Here is a 19,005-nt window from a genome sequence, read left to right as displayed (position 1 = left end):
CGCCCGACGGCGAAGGCCCGCCACCCCCGGAGGGGTGACGGGCCTTCGCCGGTGCTCACGCGGCCGTGCGGCTGCCGCACGGCTAAGTTGCCGCCAGCGGACTCAGTTGCCGGTGAGCTTCTCGCGGAGCGCGGCGAGCGCCTCGTCCGACGCGAGCGTGCCGCCGGCCTCGGGGGCCGGAGCCGCCGACGAGTACGAGGAGGAGGACGACGACGAGGTGGACGACGAGCTGCTGCTCGGCACCGCGTCGCTCACCGCGGCGTCGGCGTCCGCCGACAGGGCCGCACGGACCTGCTCGCGGTGCGCCTCCCAGCGCGCGTGCGCCTTGGCGTACTCGGCCTCCCAGGCCTCGCGCTGCACCTCGAAGCCCTCGAGCCACTCGTTGGTCTCGGGGTCGAAGCCCTCGGGGTACTTGTACTCGCCGTTCTCGTCGTACTCGGCCGCCATGCCGTACAGCGCCGGGTCGAAGTCCTCGGACTCCGGGTCGACGCCCTCGTTGGCCTGCTTGAGCGACAGCGAGATGCGGCGACGCTCGAGGTCGATGTCGATGACCTTGACGAAGACCTCGGCGCCGACGGCCACGACCTGCTCGGGCAGCTCGACGTGGCGCACGGCCAGCTCGGAGATGTGCACGAGGCCCTCGATGCCGTCCTCGACGCGGACGAACGCACCGAACGGCACCAGCTTGGTGACCTTGCCGGGCACGACCTGGCCGATGGCGTGCGTGCGGGCGAAGGCCTGCCACGGGTCCTCCTGCGTCGCCTTCAGCGACAGGGAGACGCGCTCGCGGTCGAAGTCGACGTCGAGCACCTCGACCGTGACCTCCTGGCCGACCTCGACGACCTCGGACGGGTGGTCGATGTGCTTCCAGGAGAGCTCGGAGACGTGCACCAGGCCGTCGACCCCGCCGAGGTCGACGAACGCACCGAAGTTGACGATCGAGGAGACGACACCCGGGCGCACCTGGCCCTTCTGCAGCGTCTGCAGGAAGGTGGAGCGGACCTCGGACTGCGTCTGCTCGAGCCAGGCGCGGCGCGACAGGACCACGTTGTTGCGGTTCTTGTCGAGCTCGATGATCTTGGCCTCGATCTCCTTGCCGACGTACGGCGCGAGGTCGCGGACACGACGCATCTCCACCAGGGAGGCGGGGAGGAAGCCGCGCAGGCCGATGTCGAGGATGAGGCCACCCTTGACGACCTCGATGACGGTGCCGGTGACGACGCCGTCCTCCTCCTTGATCTTCTCGATCGTGCCCCAGGCGCGCTCGTACTGGGCGCGCTTCTTGGACAGGATCAGACGACCCTCCTTGTCCTCCTTCTGGAGGACGAGCGCCTCGACGGCGTCGCCGACGGCGACGACCTCGCCCGGGTCGACGTCGTGCTTGATCGAGAGCTCGCGGGAGGGGATCACGCCCTCCGTCTTGTAGCCGATGTCGAGGAGGACCTCGTCGCGGTCGACCTTGACGATCGTGCCTTCGACGATGTCACCATCGTTGAAGTACTTGATGGTGGCGTCGACGGCGGCAAGGAAGTCCTCCTCGGTGCCGATGTCGTTGACGGCAACCTGCGGTGCGGACTTCGTGGTGGAGATGGTCATTGAGTGGATGCTCCGATGCGGACAGGGCGTAGTGCGGTCAGGGTCGCGGTGACAGGCGCCGTCGCATCGACGAGACTCGTCGGGCGCACTGCACCGCGAACAATCCTATCGATGCCGTCGTGAGGGGTCAACGCGGCCGGGGCGCCCGCCCCCCGACGACCGCGAGGTGCCACGATGACGGGGTGAGCGACCTGCCGACGCCCCCACGCCCCCTCGCGCGGGCGGGCTACCTGCACGTGCCCGACGACCAGGGCGGCGCCGCGGCACGGGGGTGGTGGGACGCCCACGCCGCCGAGTACCTCGACGAGCACGGCGCGTTCCTCGGCGACGCCTTCCGCTGGGGCCCGGAGGGACTCACCGAGGACGAGGCGGGCCTGCTCGGCGATGTCCGCGGCGCGCGCGTCCTCGAGGTGGGTGCCGGGGCGGCGCAGTGCTCTCGCTGGCTCGCCGCGCGCGGCGCGCGGACCGTCGCCACCGACGTCTCCGGCGCGATGCTCCGCGCGTCCCGCCGCGGCGGCGGCCCGGCGGCGCCCACGGTGCCCGTCCTGCAGGCCGACGCGCGGTCGCTCCCGTTCGCGGCGGCGAGCTTCGACGTGGTCTTCACGTCCTACGGCGCCATCCCCTTCGTCCCCGACGCCGCGCGGGTGCACGCCGAGGCGGCGCGCGTGCTGCGCCCGGGCGGCCGCTGGGTCTTCTCCGTGACCCACCCGGTGCGGTGGGCGTTCCCCGACGACCCGTCGGTGCGCGGGCTCACGGCCGACCGCTCGTACTTCGACCGCCGCCCGTACGCCGAGGAGGACGACACGGGGCGCGTCGTCTACGCCGAGTACCACCGCACGCTGGGCGACCACGTGCGCGAGGTCGCGGCGGCAGGCCTCCGGCTCCGGGACGTCGTGGAGCCGGAGTGGCCCGCGTGGAACACGCAGACCTGGGGCGGGTGGAGCCCCGAGCGTGGCGCCCACCTGCCGGGCACCGCCGTCTTCGTCACGACGAAGGACTGACGGTCGGGGTCGCCGGACACCGGGGTCAGTGCCCGGCGTCGTGCCAGGTCTCCCCCACGCCCACCGAGACGTCCAGCGGCACCGCGAGCTCCACCGCCGCACCCATCTCGCGGCGCAGCACCTCCTCCGCGGCCTCCCGCTCCCCGGGCGCGACCTCCACCACCAGCTCGTCGTGCACCTGCAGCAGCAGACGCGAGGCGAGCTGCCGGTCGACCAGCGCCCGGTGGACCCGCAGCATGGCGAGCTTGATGATGTCCGCGGCGCTGCCCTGGATCGGCGCGTTGAGCGCCATGCGCTCGGCCATCTGCCGTCGCTGCCGGTTGTCGCTGGTGAGGTCGGGCAGGTAGCGCCGACGGCCCAGGATGGTCGCCGTGTACCCGGTGGCACGGGCTTCGTCGACGACGCCCGTGAGGTAGTCGCGCACCCCGCCGAACCGGGTGAAGTAGTCGTCCATGAGCGACTGGGCCTCGCTCGTGGCGATGGTCAGCTGCTGGGAGAGGCCGAAGGCGCTGAGGCCGTAGGCGAGGCCGTAGCTCATCGCCTTGATCTTCGAGCGCATCTCGGGCGTCACGTCCTCCGGGGCCACCTGGAACACCCGCGAGCCGACGAAGCGGTGCAGGTCCTCCCCCGACCGGAACGCCTCGATGAGGCCCTCGTCTCCCGACAGGTGCGCCATGATCCGCATCTCGATCTGGCTGTAGTCCGCGGTCAGCAGCGACTCGTAGCCCTCGCCGACGCGGAACGCCCGGCGGATGCGCCGGCCCTCCTCCGTGCGGATGGGGATGTTCTGAAGGTTCGGGTCCGTCGAGCTCAGGCGCCCCGTCGCGGCGATCGTCTGCTGGAACGTGGTGTGGATGCGGCCGTCCGGCGCCACCGACTTCAGCAGCCCCTCGACGGTGGACCGCAGCCGGGTGACGTCGCGGTGGGCGAGCAGGTGCTCGAGGAACGGGTGCCCGGTCTTGACGTACAGGTCCTGCAGCGATGCCGCGTCGGTCGTGTACCCGGTCTTGATCTTCTTGGTCTTGGGCATGCCCAGCTGGTCGAAGAGCACCTCCTGCAGCTGCTTGGGGCTGCCGAGGTTCACCTGCCGGCCGATGACGTCGTAGGCCTCGGCGGCGGCGTCGGCGACGGCAGACGCGAAGCCCTTCTCGAGCTCGGTGAGGTAGTCGACGTCGGCGGCGATCCCGACGTGCTCCATCCGGGCGAGCACGGCGGACAGTGGCAGCTCCACGTCGGTCAGCAGCCCGTCGGCGCCCCGGTCGGCGAGCTGGGCGCCGAGCGCCTCCGCGAGGTCCGCGACGGCCGTGGCCCGCACCGCGGCCTGCCGCGCACGGGGGTCGTCGCCCGCGTCGCCGCCCGCGTCCAGCGAGAGGTCCAGCGCGCCCTGGGCGCCGTCCGGTGCCGCCACGGTCAGCTCCCGCCCGAGGTGCCGCACGGCGAGGTCGCCGAGGTCGTAGCCGCGCTGGTCCGGGTAGCAGAGGTACGCGGCCAGCTCCGTGTCGAAGGTGACCCCGGCCAGCTCCAGGCCCCGGCCCGCGAGCATGTGCCACGCCGCCTTGGCCCCGTGCACGACCTTGGCCGCTCCAGCGTCGGCGAGCCACGTCGTCAGCGCCCGCTCGTCGTCGCCCGTGACGTCGGCGAGGTCGACGACGACCGCCACCGCGCCGGCGCCGTCCGGCGCGTCGGAGGACCCGGTCGCGATCGCCACCTCCCAGGCGTCCGCCGCCCCGGGCGTCGCCGTGCCGGTCACGTCGACGCCGAGCGCCCGGCCCGCCCTCGCCTCGAGCCATGTGCCCAGGCCCCCGGGAGCCAGGCGCTCCAGCTCCACGTCCACGCCGTCGGCCTCCGCCGCGGAGGCCTCGGACTCCCCGGTCGGGTCGGCCGCCAGCAGCCGGTCGCGCAGGGCGCCGAACTGCAGGGTGTCCGAGACCCGGTGCACGGCCTCCCGGTCGAAGCCCGTGAGCTCGAGGTCCGCCGGGGCGAGCGCCAGCTCGACGTCGGTCAGCAGGGCGTTGAGCTCCCGGTTGAGGCGCACCTGGTCGACGGCGTCCCGCAGCTTCTCGGCGGTCTTGCCCTTGAGCTCGTCGACGTGCTCGAGCAGGGCCTCGAGCCCCCCGTAGGTGGTGACCCACTTCGCGGCCGTCTTCGGCCCGACCCCGTCGACGCCGGGCAGGTTGTCGCTCGACTCCCCGACCAGCGCGGCCAGGTCCGGGTAGCGCCCGGGCGGCACCCCGTACTTCTCCTCCACCGCCTGCGGCGTCATACGGACCAGGTCCGAGACCCCGCGCTTCGGGTACAGGACGGTCACGTCATCGTTGACGAGCTGCAGGGCGTCACGGTCGCCGGAGCAGATCAGGACGTCCATCCCCGCCTCGGTCGCCCGGCGGGCCAGCGTGGCGAGGATGTCGTCCGCCTCGATTCCCTCCCGCTGCAGCGCCGGGATCCGCAGCGCCTCCAGGACCTCCTTGATGAGCGGCACCTGCCCGCGGAAGACCTCGGGCGTCGCGTCCCGGTTGCCCTTGTACTCGGCGAACCGCTCGGTGCGGAACGTCACGCGACCGGCGTCGAACGCCACGGCGACGTGCGTCGGCCGCTCGTCGCGCAGCAGGTTCGTCAGCATCGAGGTGAACCCGTACACGGCGTTCGTCACCTGGCCGCTGGACGTCACCAGCGTGTCGGGCAGCGCGAAGAACGCGCGGTAGGCCATCGAGTGCCCGTCGACGAGCAGGAGTCGGGGCTTGTCGGTACGGGCGGCGGTGGATCCGGTCCCGGGTCGCGCAGAGGTCGTCACGGGTGCCAACCTAACGTGCGTGACCGACACTCCTCCGCACCACGGCGAGCCCGCCTTCCCGTCCACCGCCGAGCAGTGGGCGGCCGCCGCCCGTGGCACCCTCATCGAGCGGCTCGGCATCGAGCTGGTGCACACGGGCGCCGACCGTACGACGGGCGCGATGCCCGTGGCCGGCAACACCCAGCCGGCGGGTCTGCTGCACGGCGGCGCCACGGCCGCGCTCGCCGAGACCCTCGCCTCCGTCGCGGCGCAGCAGCACGCCGGCCCCCACCGGGCCGCCGTCGGGCTGGAGCTCAACGCCACCCACCACCGGGGCGTGCGCGCCGGCACCGTCCACGGGGAGGCCCGGGCGATCCACCTCGGACGGTCCACCGCCGCCTACGAGGTCGTCGTCACCGACGACGAGGGCCGCCGCGTCTGCACGGCACGCCTCACGTGCATGATCCTCGCCGCCTGACCCGTCGGCGCGGCGCACCGCACGGGCCGGGCTCGGGACGACGGGGCTCGCTCAGGACGCATGGCTCAGGACGAGACCGGCTCCGAGACCGTCGCGACCGGCGCCGCGGGACGCCCTGGCTCCTCGTCGCCCTCCGGCGCCTGGATGTCGCGCAGCATCTCCTCGCGCTGCGCGTGGAAGGCACGCAGGTCCACCGGCCCGGTGGGGAGCCCGGCGGCGCGGGCGCGGCGGCGCCGCGCGACGAGGTCCTCGATGGCAGCGCGGGTCGCGTCCCGGCGGCTCATCCGCGCGCCGCGCGGCGTCTGCGGCGCCTCCTGCGCCAGCCGCCGCTGCAGCGCGGCCGTCGCCACCACCCGGTGGCCGGAGGCGGGGGCGAACCCCAGCCGGGCCAGGAACCGCTGCATGCCGCGCGCACCGGGGGCCGGGGCACAGTACACGTGCTCGGCGCCGTGCTCGGCCGCCACGGCCGAGGCCGCGGCCAGCAGGGCGCGGCCCGTCCCACGGCGTCGGGCCTGCGGGGTCACGAAGATCGCGTCGATCGAGACGCTCGTCGTCGCGGCGAACAGCATCGGCTCGAGCACCCGCAGGACGATGAAGCCGCAGGCGTGGCCCTCGTGGGTCGCGAGCAGCACCGTGCCCCCGGAGGACACGAGGACGCTCAGGTGCTGCAGGAGACGCTCGGGCTCGGCCTGCGACGCCTGGACCGCGGTCGGGACCTCGACGACGCCCTGCGCGGCGAGGTCGGCGACGGCCACGAGGTCGTCGCCCTCGGCTGGGCGCACCTCGACGGCTGCTGCACGCATCGGCACCTCCTCGGCGACGGCCGGGTGAACGGTCGTCGACGCACGAAACATCACGGAAAGGTCACGGCTCCCAGGCGACGATAGCCGCCGCCCGGGAGCCGCACAAGAATCGCTTGCTCAGGCGCCGCCGACCTGGTCGATCACGGCGTCCGCGACCTCGCGCATCGTCAGGCGACGGTCCATCGAGGTCTTCTGGATCCAGCGGAACGACTCCGGCTCGCTGAGCCCCATCTTCGTCATCAGCAGGCCCTTGGCCCGGTCCACGCGCTTGCGCGTCTCGAACCGCTCGGCCAGGTCGGCGACCTCGGCCTCCAGGGCGCCGATCTGCTGGTAGCGCGAGATGGCGATCTCCACCGCGGGCAGCAGGTCGGCCGGGGTGAACGGCTTGACGACGTACGCCATCGCGCCCGCGTCGCGCGCACGCTCCACGAGCTCGGTCTGCGAGAACGCCGTGAGCAGGACGACCGGCGCCGCGTGCGCCTTGCCGATCCGCTCGGCGGCGGAGATGCCGTCCAGCTCGGGCATCTTGACGTCCATGACGACGACGTCGGGCTTGAGCTCGGTGGCGAGCTGCACGGCCGTCTCGCCGTCACCCGCCTCGCCGACCACGTCGAACCCGGCCTCCCGGAGCGTCTCGACGACGTCCATCCGGATGAGCGCCTCGTCCTCGACGACGACGGCACGTCGTGCCGGCCGCTCGCCCGACGCCTTGGGCTCCTTCGTCTCCTCGGGCTCCTGGTCGATCATCGGCGGCAGGTCGAGCGGCACCGCCGCTGCCTCGGGCTTCGCGTCGTTGGGCTTCTCGGTCACGGGAACATCCTAGACGTCACGTGCCCGTCGTGCGTGCCGCGCGGCGGGTCGAGACGTGTGAGACGCGCGACGATCGTGTGCCCGCGTCGGCTGCTCACGACCCCTGTCGGACGGCCCGGACGTCGTCCCGCCGCCGTGTTGGGCGGCCCGCCCGCCATGTGGTTCGATGGGCCCGCACCGCCCCGGTAGCCCAACCGGCAGAGGCAATCGGCTCAAACCCGATCCAGTATGGGTTCGAATCCCATCCGGGGCACCCACCGACATGACCGGCATGCCACCGGCACGACCGGCCGCTCCCCGTACCCGGCGGACGGGAACCGTCGTCCGGCGTCTCCGCGGGCCGGCGTGTGACGGACGCTCGAGCCCGGCGACCACTCCGGCCACGCACTCCCCCACGGGCCGTCGCCCGGCGCCACGGGCCTTGCCGTCGACCTCGGATGTCGGTAATTTTCCAGGTGTCCATCTATCGAGGCAACTCTTTCACCGGCCGTCCCGACGGCGGTCGGCCCGACCTGCGACGCCGGCGCCCGGCCAGGGGCGGGCGTCGCTCCGCGCGGTGACGATGCCGCGTCCCGGTGACGGCGCCGTCGCTGCCGCCGGCCGTCTGCCGCTCGCGGCAGGAAGGACCCCACGATGCACCACGACTCCCCCGACATCCCCGACCTCCCGGCCCGCCGTCCCAGCCGCCGGCAGCTCCTCGCCGGGGCCGCGCTCGGCGCGGCGAGCGTGCCCCACACCGCGCTCGCCGCCGGCGCCGCACCCGTGGCGGCCACGGCCGGTTCCGGCCAGTCCCCGCGACGCCCCGTCGTCCCCGGCGCCGACCGCCTCGCCGCGGACGGCTGGGCGGCCCTGCGCGACGGCCGCGTCGGCGTCATCACGAACCCCACCGGCGTCCTGCGGAACCTGCGCAGCGTCGTCGACGAGATGCACGAGTCCGGCGTCGTCGACCTCGTCGCCGTCTTCGGGCCTGAGCACGGCTTCCGCGGCACCGCCCAGGCCGGCGGCTCGGAGGGCACGTTCGTCGACGAGCGCACCGGTCTGACCGTCTACGACGCCTACGGCGCCGGTGCCGACGACATGGCGGCGATGTACCGCGAGGCCGGCGTCGACACCGTCGTCTTCGACATCCAGGACGTCGGTGCCCGGTTCTACACGTACATCTGGACCATGTGGCGCGCCATGCAGGCCGCCGTCGAGGTGGACGCCCGGTTCGTGGTCCTCGACCGCCCCAACCCCGTCGGCGGGACCGCCCGCGGGCCGATGATGACCGAGGACTACACGTCCGGCGTCGGCGCGGAGAAGGTCGTGCAGGCGCACGGCATGACGGTCGGCGAGCTCGCCCGGTTCTTCGACGGCGAGCTGATGGAGCCCGCGGTCGGCGCCCGCCTGGGAGACCGGCTCGACGTCGTCCGGCTCTCCGGCTGGCGTCGCGACGTCACGTTCGCCGGCACCGGCCTCGACTTCGTCATGCCGAGCCCCAACATGCCGACGCCGGACACGGCGCTCGTCTACCCCGGCACGTGCATGTTCGAGGGCACGAACCTGTCCGAGGGCCGGGGCACCACCCGCCCGTTCGAGCTCGTCGGGGCACCGTACGCCGACCACCGCTGGGCGGCCGCCCTGACCGACGCCGGGCTCCCCGGGGTGTCCTTCCGCGAGGCGTACTTCAACCCGACGTTCAGCAAGCACTCCGGCGAGGTCTGCAGCGGCGTCCAGGTCACCGTCGACGACCCGGGCACGTTCGACCCGGTGCGCACCGGCGTCGCGATGCTGGTCGCGGCCGCGTCCCTGTACCCCGAGTTCGCGTGGCGCGAGGACTCCTGGGACCCGCAGCGCCCGTTCTGGATCGACAAGCTCACCGGCTCGTCGCGGCTGCGCCAGCAGATCGACGCCGGCGCCTCGACCGACGAGGTCGTGGGCGCCTGGGCCGACGAGCTCGCCGACTTCGACCGCCGGCGCCAGCAGTACCTGCTCTACACCGGGCCCCAGGCATGAGCGCGAGGAGCCCCCGCGGAGGGACGCCGAGGGACGAGGTGTACCGGAGCGAGGCACCGCAGGGATCACGCAGAAGCGGACTCAGCATGAGGGCACGGACGTCACGACTGGTCGCCGCCGCGGTGGCGGCGGGAACGGTGGGAGCGATGGCCGTGCCGATGGCCGCGGGGAGCGCCACGGCCGCCGAGGGCGAGCCGCCGGTGCGGTTCATGCCGCCGAACACGGTCCTGTCCGAGGCGGACCCGGCGGACGTCGGGCTCGACCCGGGGCCGATCGACGCCGCCGTCGCGCAGGTCCGGGCGCACGAGGAGCTTCCCGCGGACGGCGGGTACGCGCTGTACCCCGGCGCGGTCGGGCTGATGGGCTACGAGGGCCGGATCGTCGCGACGGACGCCAGCGGCGACGCGCTCGCCTACGGCGACGAGGGGGTGCCGCTGCCCGCCGACGAGCGCGTGCCGATGCGCGAGGACACGATCTTCGACATGGCGTCGGTGACGAAGCTGTTCACGTCGATCGCCGTCACCCAGCTCGTCGAGGACGGTCTGGTGGAGCTCGACGAGCCTGTCGCCACGTACCTGCCGGCGTTCGCCGCGAACGGCAAGGAGGAGGTGACGGTACGCCAGCTGCTCACGCACACGTCCGGCTTCGTCGCCTGGCTGCCGCTGTGGAGCCGCTACCCCGACGAGGAGTCGCGCATCGCGGCGGTCATGGCCCAGCCGCTCGACGACCCTCCGGGGACCGTCTACCGGTACAGCGACCTCAACCTCATCACGCTGGGCGTGCTCGTCGAGGAGCTGCGTGGCGCGCCCCTCGACGAGGTCGTGGCCGACCGCGTCACGGGCCCGCTGGGGATGACGGACACGGGATTCAACCCGACCGAGGTGGACCGCACGGCGGCGACCGAGTACCAGGCGACGCCGCCGCGCGGCGTCGTCCGGGGCGAGGTGCACGACGAGAACGCCTGGTCGCTCGGGGGCGTCGCGGGACACGCGGGGATCTTCTCCACGGCCGGCGACATGGCGGTGCTCGCGCAGGCCCTGCTCAACGGCGGCGCCTACGACGGCGCGCGCATCCTGTCCCCGCAGTCCGTGCGGCAGATGGTCACCGACTTCAACACGGAGTTCCCCGGCGACGAGCACGGCCTCGGCTTCGAGCTGAACCAGCGGTGGTACATGGACGCGATGTCCGGGCCCCGCACGGCCGGGCACACCGGGTACACGGGCACCTCGCTGGTCGTCGACTTCGAGGCGGACGCGTTCGCGATCCTGCTGACCAACCGGGTCCACCCGTCACGGAGCTCGGGCAGCATCAACGTCGCGCGCCGGGAGTGGGCGCGCGGCCTGGCCTACGCGCAGGGCGTCGAGCCGCGCCGCGGCGACGACGCCTGGCTCTCCGGCGACGCCAACGCCACGACGTCCACGCTCACGGCACCGGTCGACGTGCCCGCCGGCGGCGCGCGGCTCGGTTTCGACCTCTACCTCGACACGGAGTCGACGGACCCGCTCCACCTGGAGTCCTCCGCGGACGGCGGAGACACCTGGACGCCGCTGCCGTTCACGGTCCGCGACCGGGGCACGGCGACCGAGTGGGACGGCGTCGTCGCGGGCTCGGGGACACGTCGCTGGACGCAGGCCCGCGCGGACCTGCCGGCCGGCGAGATTCTCGTGCGGTGGCGCGCGACGACCGACGGTGGCTACCTGGGGCGCGGCGTCCTCGTCGACGGCGTGGTCGCCCGGGGGCCGGGCGGGACGCTGCTCGACGGCGAGTCGTCGCCGGACGCCTTCGACGCCGACGGCTGGCGGCTCGTGAACCGCTGACGGCCGACCACACGAACGCGCGAACGCCCCTCGGTGGCGGGAGTCCTCCCGCCACCGAGGGGCGTTCTGGGTCAGCGGCCGTGCCGTGGGCACGGCCGCCGGGTCACTCGGTGATGGCGTGCACGTCGCCCGCGGTGCCCACCTTGTGCACCAGGATCGAGTTCGTCGTGCCCGGGACGCCCACGGGGGCGCCGGAGACGATGACGACGCGGTCGCCGGGCTCGGCCAGCCCGTTCGCCTGCAGCGTGGAGTCGACCTGGTCGACCATCGCGTCGACGCTGCCGACCTTCGGCACCTGGTAGGTGGTGGTGCCCCAGGTCAGCGCGAGCACGTTGCGCACGTGCTCCTCCGGGGTGAACGCGAGCAGGGGGATGCCCGAGCGCAGGCGGGACATGCGCTTGGCGGAGTCGCCGGACTGGGTGAAGGTCACCAGGTACTTCACCCCGAGCGTCTCGCCGATCTCGGCCGCGGCGCGCGTGATCACGCCGCCGCGGGTGTGCGGGGTCGAGCCCAGGGGCGCGATGCGCTCGCGTCCCATCTCCTCCGTGGCGGAGATGATGCTCGCCATCGTCTCCACGGTGACGATCGGGTAGTCCCCGACGCTCGTCTCGCCGGAGAGCATCACCGCGTCCGCGCCGTCCAGCACGGCGTTGGCGCAGTCCGACGCCTCGGCGCGCGTGGGGCGCGGGCTGGTCGTCATGGACTCCAGCACCTGCGTGGCGACGATGACCGGCTTGGCGTTGCGGCGGGCCAGCTCGACGATGCGCTTCTGCACGAGCGGGACCTGCTCGAGCGGCATCTCGACGGCGAGGTCGCCGCGGGCGACCATGAAGCCGTCGAACGCGGCGACGACCTCCTCGAGGTTCTCCACCGCCTGCGGCTTCTCGATCTTCGCGATCACGGGGACGGTGCGGCCCTCATCCTCCATGATCGTCGCGACGTCGTCGTAGTCCTTGGCGGACCGCACGAACGACAGCGCGATGAGGTCGGCGCCCATCCGCAGGGCCCAGCGCAGGTCGTCGGTGTCCTTGTCGCTCAGCGCCGGGACGGAGACCGCGACGCCGGGCAGGTTCAGGCCCTTGTTGTTCGACACGGGCCCCGGGACCTCGACCTGGGTGACGACGCGCGGCCCCTCGACGGCGGTGACGCGCACGCGCACCTTGCCGTCGTCGATGAGGATCGGGTCGCCGACCCGGGCGTCGCCGGGCAGGCCCTCGTGGGTCGTGGAGACCAGCTCCTTGGTGCCCTCCACGTCCTCGGTGGTGATGGTGAACGTGTCACCCTCGTTGAGGAAGTGCTTCTGGTCGCCGGCGAACCGGCCGAGCCGGATCTTCGGCCCCTGCAGGTCGACGAGGACGGCGACGTTGCGACCGGCCTCCTTCGCCGCGGCCCGTACACCCTCATAGACGGCCTGATGCTCCGCCTGCTCGCCGTGGCTCCGGTTGATCCGGGCCACGTCCATGCCCGCGTCGACCAGCTCCCGGAGCTTGGTCGGGGACGCCGTCGCGGGTCCGATGGTGCACACGATCTTCGCTCTGCGCATGTCTCCAGCCTCGTCGTCGTTCGGCCCCGGTACGACCCGGGCCGGCCCGGCCGCCGCCACGGCGACCGGGGTCTTGCTCGTCCTCGTCCTATCCTCGCAGTGCGACGGTCCGCGGACCCACCGGAGCGGGCAGCTCGGTGCTGCCCTGCAGGAACGAGTCCACCGCGGCCGCGGTGGCGCGGCCCTCGGCGATCGCCCACACGATCAGCGACTGACCGCGGCCGGCGTCCCCCGTCACGAAGACGCCGGGCACGCTCGACGCGTAGTCGTCGGCGCGGCGCACGAGCCCGCGTCCGGTGAGCTCGATACCCGTCTGCTCGGTGATCTCGCCGGTCTCCGGGCCGGTGAAGCCCATCGCGATCAGCACCAGGTCGGCCGGGATCTCCCGCTCGCTGCCTTCCTTCGGCACACGGCGCCCGTCCGGCAGGTACTCGGTCTCCGCGACGCGCAGCGCACGCACGGACCCGTCCTCGCCACCGATGAACTCTACCGTCGAGGCGAGGTAGGTGCGCTCACCGCCCTCCTCGTGCGACTCCGAGACCTCGAAGACGATCGGGTCGGTGGGCCAGGGCTGGTGCGCGGGGCGCTCCAGCGGCGGCTTCTTGCCGATCGCCAGCGTGGTCACGCTGGCGGCACCCTGGCGCAGGGACGTGCCGAGGCAGTCCGACCCGGTGTCGCCGCCGCCGATGATGACGACGTGCTTGCCCTCCGCGCTCGGCGCGTCGGCCACGGGGGCCCCGTGCGCGGCCTTGTTCGCCGGCGTCAGGAAGTCCATCGCGTAGTGGATGCCGGCCAGGTCGCGGCCCGGCAGCGCCAGGTCGCGCGGGACCGTGGCCCCCGTGGCGACCACGACCGCGTCGAAGCGGCGGCGCAGGGCGTCCCAGGTGATGTCCTGCCCGATCGTGACGCCGGGACGGAACCTGGTCCCCTCGGCCTCCATCTGCTCCAGACGGCGGTCGATGTGGTGCTTCTCGAGCTTGAAGTCGGGGATGCCGTAGCGCAGCAGACCGCCGATGGCGTCGTCCCGCTCGTACACGACCACGGTGTGCCCCGCGCGGGTGAGCTGCTGCGCCGCGGCGAGACCCGCGGGCCCGGAGCCGACGACCGCGACGGTGGACCCCGTGAGGCGCTGCGGCACCTGCGGCGTCACCAGCCCGCGGGCGAAGGCCTCGTCGATGATGGAGACCTCGACGTTCTTGATCGTCACCGCGGGCTGGTTGATGCCGAGCACGCAGCTGGTCTCGCACGGCGCCGGGCACACGCGCCCGGTGAACTCCGGGAAGTTGTTCGTCGCGTGCAGCCGCTCGATGGCGTCGGCCCACTGGTCGCGCCACACCAGGTCGTTCCACTCCGGGATGAGGTTGCCGAGCGGGCAGCCCTGGTGGCAGAACGGGATGCCGCAGTCCATGCAGCGGCCCGCCTGCTCCTTGAGGAACGGCTGGCCCTCCTCCCGGTGCGCGTGGACGTCCTTCCAGTCGCGCAGGCGCACCTCGACCGGACGGTTCGGCGGGAGCTCGCGCTCCCGCACCTTCAGGAATCCCCGGGGGTCAGCCACGGGCCACCTCCATGATCTGCTCCCACATCGACGGGTCGAAGTCGTCGCCCTCGCCGAGCGTCGTACCGTTCGCCTCGGCGTCCGCCAGGGCGGCCCGGACCCGGGCCCAGCCGGCCGGCAGCACCCGGGAGAACCGGGCGCGGGCGTCCGGCTCCTCGAGCAGCTCGGCCGCGACGGGCGAGCCCGTCTCGGCGAGGTGCCGTTCCAGCAGGTCGCGCACGACCTGCCAGTCGGCGTCCTCCAGCGGCCCGACGTCCAGCTCGCCGGAGGCGACGGCCTGCGTGTTCATCGCGGCGTCGCGCAGCCCGAGGACGTACGCCACGCCACCGGACATGCCCGCGCCGAAGTTCCGGCCGGTCGGGCCGAGCACCAGTACTGCGCCGCCGGTCATGTACTCGCAGCCGTGGTCGCCCACGCCCTCGACGACCAGCGTCGCGCCGGAGTTGCGCACGCCGAAGCGCTCGCCGACGCGGCCGCGCAGCAGGATCTCGCCGGACGTCGCGCCGTACCCGATGACGTTGCCCGCCACGACGTTCGCCGCGCCCTCGAGCACCGCGTTCTTGTCGGGCCGCACCACGATGCGCCCGCCGGACAGGCCCTTGCCGACGTAGTCGTTGGCGTCGCCGAAGAGCCGCAGGGTGATGCCGCGCGGCAGGAAGGCGCCCAGCGACTGCCCCGCCGAGCCGGTCAGCGTCACGTCGATCGTGTCGTCGGGCAGGCCCGCGCCCCGGTACCGCTTGGTCACCTCGTGGCCGAGCATGGTGCCGACCGTCCGGTTGACGTTGCGCACGGGCACGGAGACCTGCACGGGCAGCGCGTCCTCCAGGGCGGGACGCGCCTGCGCGATCAGCTCGTTGTCCAGGGCCTTGTCGAGCCCGTGGTCCTGCGTCGTGACCTGGTGCAGCGCGGCGCCCTCCGGGGCGTGCGGCTTCGTGAGCACGGGAGCCAGGTCGAGGCCCTGGGCCTTCCAGTGGTCGACGGCCTTGCGCGTGTCCAGCGCCTCCACGTGCCCCACGGCCTCCTCGACCGAGCGGAACCCGAGGGAGGCGAGGTGCTCGCGCACCTCGGTGGCGATGAACTCGAAGAAGTTCACGACGAACTCCGGCTTGCCGGAGAACCGCTTGCGCAGCTCCGGGTTCTGCGTGGCCACGCCCACCGGGCAGGTGTCCAGGTGGCACACGCGCATCATGATGCAGCCCTCGACGACCATCGGCGCGGTCGCGAAGCCGAACTCCTCGGCGCCGAGCAGGGCGGCCACCACGACGTCGCGGCCCGTCTTCATCTGCCCGTCCACCTGCACGACGATGCGGTCGCGCAGGTTGTTCAGCACGAGCGTCTGCTGGGTCTCGGCCAGGCCGATCTCCCAGGGCGTGCCCGCGTGCTTGAGCGACGTCAGCGGGCTCGCGCCCGTGCCGCCGTCGTGGCCGGAGATGAGGACGACGTCCGCGTGCGCCTTGGACACGCCCGTGGCCACGGTGCCGACGCCGAACTCGGAGACGAGCTTGACGTGGATCCGGGCGGACGGGTTGGCGTTCTTGGCGTCGTGGATGAGCTGCGCCAGGTCCTCGATCGAGTAGATGTCGTGGTGTGGCGGCGGCGAGATCAGGCCCACGCCCGGGGTGGAGTGCCGGGTCTTGGCGACCCACGGGTACACCTTGGGGCCGGGGAGCTGTCCGCCCTCCCCGGGCTTCGCCCCCTGGGCGAGCTTGAGCTGGATGTCGTCCGCGTTCGTCAGGTACTCGCTGGTCACGCCGAAGCGCCCCGACGCGATCTGCTTGACGCGCGAGCGCCGCTCCGGGTCGTACAGGCGCTCGGGGTTCTCCCCGCCCTCGCCCGTGTTGGAGCGCCCGCCGAGGCGGTTCATCGCGATCGCGAGCGTCTCGTGGGCCTCGGCCGAGATGGAGCCGTACGACATCGCACCGGTGTTGAACCGCTTGACGATCTCGCTGACGGGCTCGACCTCGTCGATCGGCACCGGCTCGCGGTCGGAGGCGAAGCGCATCAGGCCGCGCAGCGTCATGAGCCGCTCCGACTGCTCGTCCACGCGCCGCGTGTACTGCCGGAAGATGTCCATGCGGCCGGTGCGCGTGGCGTGCTGCAGGCGGAAGACGGTCTCCGGGTCGAAGAGGTGCTCCTCGCCGTCGCGGCGCCACTGGTACTCGCCGCCGGTCGTCAGCCGCTGGTGGGCGGCGTGGTTGCCGGACGCCGGGTACGCCTCGGCGTGGCGCGCGGCGACCTCGGCCGCGACGACGTCCAGGCCGACGCCGGCCAGCCGGCTCGTGGTGCCCGTGAAGTAGTCCTCGACGAGCTCGTGCGACAGCCCGACGGCCTCGAACGTCTGCGCGCCGCGGTACGACATGATCGTCGAGATGCCCATCTTGCTCATGACCTTGAGCACGCCCTTGCCGAGCGCCTTGATGAGGTTCGCGACGGCCTGCTCGGGCGAGACGTTCAGGTAGCCACGGACGGCGAGGTCCTCGACGGTCTCCATGGCGAGGTAGGGGTTCACCGCGGCGGCGCCGTACCCGATCAGGAGCGCGACGTGGTGCACCTCGCGCACGTCGCCGGCCTCGACGACGAGCGAGATCCGCGTGCGCGTGTGCTGGCGCAGCAGGTGGTGGTGCACCGCGCTGGTGAGCAGCAACGACGGGATGGGCGCGAGCTCCGAGTCGGAGTCGCGGTCCGACAGCACGATGTGCGTCGCGCCCGCCTCGATCTGCGCGTCGACCTCGGCGAAGATCTCCTCGAGGCGCGCCTGCAGCGCGCGGCCACCGCCCGAGACCTCGTACAGGCCGCGGACCATGTGCGCCCGGAACTCGCCCTCGAGCCGCTCGTCGCGCTCGATGCGCACGATCTTCGCGAGCTCGTCGTTGTCCAGCACGGGGAACGGCAGCACCAGCTTGCGCGCATGGCGCGGGTCGTCGTCGAGCAGGTTCGGCTCGGGCCCGATGGCGCCCCCGATCGACGTCACCAGCTCCTCGCGGATGGCGTCGAGCGGCGGGTTCGTCACCTGGGCGAACATCTGCGTGAAGTAGTCGAAGAGCAGCCGCGGCCGCGTCGACAGCACCGCCACCGGGGTGTCCGAGCCCATCGCGCCGAGAGGCTCCATGCCGTTGTCGGCCATGGGCGTCAGCAGGATCTTGAGCTCCTCGGTCGTGTAGCCGAACGCCCGCTGGCGGCGCTGCACGGAGGCAGCGCTGTGCGCCACGTGCTCGCGCTCCGGCAGAGAGCCGAGCGAGATCGAGTTCTCGTCGACCCACTGGGCGTACGGGCGCTGGGCCGCGAGCTGCGACTTGACCTCGTCGTCCTCCACGATCCGGCCCTGGTCGGTGTCCACGAGGAACATGCGGCCCGGTTCGAGCCGACCCTTGCGCACGACGGTGGCGGGGTCGATGTCGAGCACGCCGGCCTCGGAGGCCAGCACGACGAGCCCGTCCTCCGTGACCCAGTAGCGCCCCGGGCGCAGGCCGTTGCGGTCCAGGACGGCGCCGATGAGCGTGCCGTCGGTGAACGTCAGGCAGGCGGGACCGTCCCACGGCTCGATGAGGTTCGAGTGGTAGGAGTAGAACGCACGGCGGGCGGCGTCCATCTCGGCGTGGTTCTCCCACGCCTCCGGGATCATCATCAGCACGGCGTGCGGCAGCGAGCGGCCGCCGAGGTGCAGCAGCTCGAGCACCTCGTCGAAGCTCGCGGAGTCGCTGGAGCCCTCGGTGCACACCGGCAGCAGGGGGGTGACGTCGCCGAGGACGTCGCTCGACAGCGTGCCCTCGCGCGCCGCCATCCAGTTCCGGTTGCCGCGCACGGTGTTGATCTCGCCGTTGTGGGCCACGAGCCGGAACGGCTGCGCGAGCGGCCACGACGGGAACGTGTTCGTGGAGAACCGCGAGTGGACGAGCGCGATCTCCGACGCGTACCGGGGGTCCGACAGGTCGGGGAAGAACGGCTCGAGCTGTGCCGTGGTGAGCATGCCCTTGTAGGTCAGGGTGCGGCACGACAGCGACGCGAGGAAGAGGTCCAGCTCGTGCTGCGCCCGCTTGCGCAGGCGGTAGGTGCGCCGGTCCAGCTCGAGCCCCGACAGCTCCCGCGTCGGGTCGGCGACGACGACCTGGCGGAACAGCGGCATCGACGCGCGCGCCGTCGGACCCACGAGGTCGGCCGTGACGGGCACGTCGCGCCAGGCCAGCACGTCGAGCTTCTCCTCCGCGGCGATCGCCTCGAAGCGCCGCGCGAGGGCGTCCGCCTCGGCGGCGTCCTGGGGCAGGAACGCCATGCCGATCGCGTAGTGCCCGGCGGGAGGCAGCTCCACGGCGATCACGTCGCGGACGAACGCGTCGGGGATCTGCGTGAGGATCCCGGCCCCGTCACCGCTGTTCTCCTCGGCGCCCACCGCGCCGCGGTGGTCGAGGTTCAGCAGAGCCGTGAGGCCCGCGTCCACGATGTCGCGGCCGGGGGTGCCTCGCAGGGTCGCGACGAACGCGACACCGCACGCGTCGTGCTCGGCCGCAGGGTCGTACAAGCCCTGGGCCTGGGGTCGCGCGACCCGATGCTGCGGCGTGGTCATCAACACCGTCCTCCTGCACGCCCGTTCGAGGCGTGTCGTGCTCACGTGGTTGGTCGGGACGTCGTCGGCCCGTCGG

General features: G+C 72.9%; 11 protein-coding genes and 1 tRNA gene. 5 read left to right on the top strand and 7 right to left on the bottom strand.

Features of this window, described 5'->3' with window-relative positions:
• Positions 1 to 102 precede the first annotated feature (102 nt).
• Positions 103 to 1,596: a 30S ribosomal protein S1 gene (gene rpsA, locus EYB28_RS10355; protein ID WP_166847430.1), complete on the bottom strand. Its 1,494-nt coding sequence runs from the start codon at positions 1,594 to 1,596 to the stop codon at positions 103 to 105.
• A gap of 191 nt (positions 1,597 to 1,787) precedes the next feature.
• On the opposite strand from rpsA, the gene EYB28_RS10350 reads away from it, so the two are divergent.
• Positions 1,788 to 2,597 carry a class I SAM-dependent methyltransferase gene (locus EYB28_RS10350; RefSeq protein ID WP_205711020.1) on the top strand — a complete coding sequence of 270 codons (810 nt, stop codon included), beginning with the start codon at positions 1,788 to 1,790 and terminating at the stop codon, positions 2,595 to 2,597.
• A 25-nt stretch (positions 2,598 to 2,622) separates the two neighbouring features.
• Here the strand turns inward: EYB28_RS10350 and polA are convergent, their stop codons facing one another.
• The gene (polA, locus tag EYB28_RS10345; protein WP_370459467.1) at positions 2,623 to 5,397 is read right to left on the bottom strand and encodes a DNA polymerase I; all 2,775 of its coding nucleotides are present in this window, start codon (positions 5,395 to 5,397) and stop codon (positions 2,623 to 2,625) included.
• A gap of 10 nt (positions 5,398 to 5,407) precedes the next feature.
• Here polA and EYB28_RS10340 point away from each other — a divergent pair, with 10 nt between their 5' ends.
• Positions 5,408 to 5,845, top strand: coding sequence for a hotdog fold thioesterase (locus tag EYB28_RS10340; protein ID WP_166847424.1), 438 nt, complete (start codon positions 5,408 to 5,410; stop codon positions 5,843 to 5,845).
• Between the two features lie 65 nt (positions 5,846 to 5,910).
• Here the strand turns inward: EYB28_RS10340 and EYB28_RS10335 are convergent, their stop codons facing one another.
• Together EYB28_RS10335 and EYB28_RS10330 are read right to left on the bottom strand one after the other, a co-directional pair.
• Positions 5,911 to 6,648 carry a GNAT family N-acetyltransferase gene (locus EYB28_RS10335; RefSeq protein ID WP_166847421.1) on the bottom strand — a complete coding sequence of 246 codons (738 nt, stop codon included), beginning with the start codon at positions 6,646 to 6,648 and terminating at the stop codon, positions 5,911 to 5,913.
• A 117-nt stretch (positions 6,649 to 6,765) separates the two neighbouring features.
• The gene (locus EYB28_RS10330) at positions 6,766 to 7,395 is read right to left on the bottom strand and encodes an ANTAR domain-containing response regulator (protein WP_166852149.1); all 630 of its coding nucleotides are present in this window, start codon (positions 7,393 to 7,395) and stop codon (positions 6,766 to 6,768) included.
• Positions 7,396 to 7,637: 242 nt separating this feature from the next.
• Here EYB28_RS10330 and EYB28_RS10325 point away from each other — a divergent pair.
• The 3 genes from EYB28_RS10325 to EYB28_RS10315 all read left to right on the top strand — a co-directional run bounded on the left by EYB28_RS10325 (position 7,638) and on the right by EYB28_RS10315 (position 11,270).
• Positions 7,638 to 7,711: transfer RNA gene (locus EYB28_RS10325), tRNA-Leu, on the top strand.
• A gap of 380 nt (positions 7,712 to 8,091) precedes the next feature.
• Positions 8,092 to 9,453, top strand: a complete 1,362-nt coding sequence (locus EYB28_RS10320; RefSeq protein WP_166847418.1) for an exo-beta-N-acetylmuramidase NamZ domain-containing protein — start codon at positions 8,092 to 8,094, stop codon at positions 9,451 to 9,453.
• An 86-nt stretch (positions 9,454 to 9,539) separates the two neighbouring features.
• Positions 9,540 to 11,270: a serine hydrolase domain-containing protein gene (locus EYB28_RS10315; protein WP_166847415.1), complete on the top strand. Its 1,731-nt coding sequence runs from the start codon at positions 9,540 to 9,542 to the stop codon at positions 11,268 to 11,270.
• Between the two features lie 103 nt (positions 11,271 to 11,373).
• Here the strand turns inward: EYB28_RS10315 and pyk are convergent, their stop codons facing one another.
• The 3 genes from pyk to gltB all read right to left on the bottom strand — a co-directional run bounded on the left by pyk (position 11,374) and on the right by gltB (position 18,929).
• Positions 11,374 to 12,813: a pyruvate kinase gene (gene pyk, locus EYB28_RS10310; RefSeq protein ID WP_166847412.1), complete on the bottom strand. Its 1,440-nt coding sequence runs from the start codon at positions 12,811 to 12,813 to the stop codon at positions 11,374 to 11,376.
• 88 nt (positions 12,814 to 12,901) lie between these two features.
• Positions 12,902 to 14,368 carry a glutamate synthase subunit beta gene (locus EYB28_RS10305; protein WP_166847409.1) on the bottom strand — a complete coding sequence of 489 codons (1,467 nt, stop codon included), beginning with the start codon at positions 14,366 to 14,368 and terminating at the stop codon, positions 12,902 to 12,904.
• Complete coding sequence (gene gltB / locus EYB28_RS10300) at positions 14,361 to 18,929, bottom strand: glutamate synthase large subunit (protein WP_166847406.1); 4,569 nt, start codon at positions 18,927 to 18,929, stop codon at positions 14,361 to 14,363. The genes EYB28_RS10305 and gltB overlap by 8 nt, the downstream gene beginning before the upstream one ends.
• Between the last annotated feature and the right edge of the window lie 76 nt (positions 18,930 to 19,005).

This window comes from Isoptericola sp. BMS4 (assembly GCF_011634835.1).
Classification (GTDB): domain Bacteria; phylum Actinomycetota; class Actinomycetes; order Actinomycetales; family Cellulomonadaceae; genus Isoptericola.
Note: the sequence above shows the minus strand (reverse complement) of the source record. Positions and strands in the feature narration are given on the sequence as shown.

Bases quoted from the DNA above. Each gene is read 5' to 3' on its own strand.
- rpsA (WP_166847430.1), bottom strand. From the start codon at position 1,596: ATGACCATCTCCACCACGAAGTCCGCACCGCAGGTTGCCGTCAACGAC.
- EYB28_RS10335 (WP_166847421.1), bottom strand. From the start codon at position 6,648: ATGCGTGCAGCAGCCGTCGAGGTGCGCCCAGCCGAGGGCGACGACCTC.
- EYB28_RS10330 (WP_166852149.1), bottom strand. From the start codon at position 7,395: ATGATCGACCAGGAGCCCGAGGAGACGAAGGAGCCCAAGGCGTCGGGC.
- EYB28_RS10320 (WP_166847418.1), top strand. From the start codon at position 8,092: ATGCACCACGACTCCCCCGACATCCCCGACCTCCCGGCCCGCCGTCCC.
- EYB28_RS10315 (WP_166847415.1), top strand. From the start codon at position 9,540: ATGAGGGCACGGACGTCACGACTGGTCGCCGCCGCGGTGGCGGCGGGA.
- pyk (WP_166847412.1), bottom strand. From the start codon at position 12,813: ATGCGCAGAGCGAAGATCGTGTGCACCATCGGACCCGCGACGGCGTCC.
- gltB (WP_166847406.1), bottom strand. From the start codon at position 18,929: ATGACCACGCCGCAGCATCGGGTCGCGCGACCCCAGGCCCAGGGCTTG.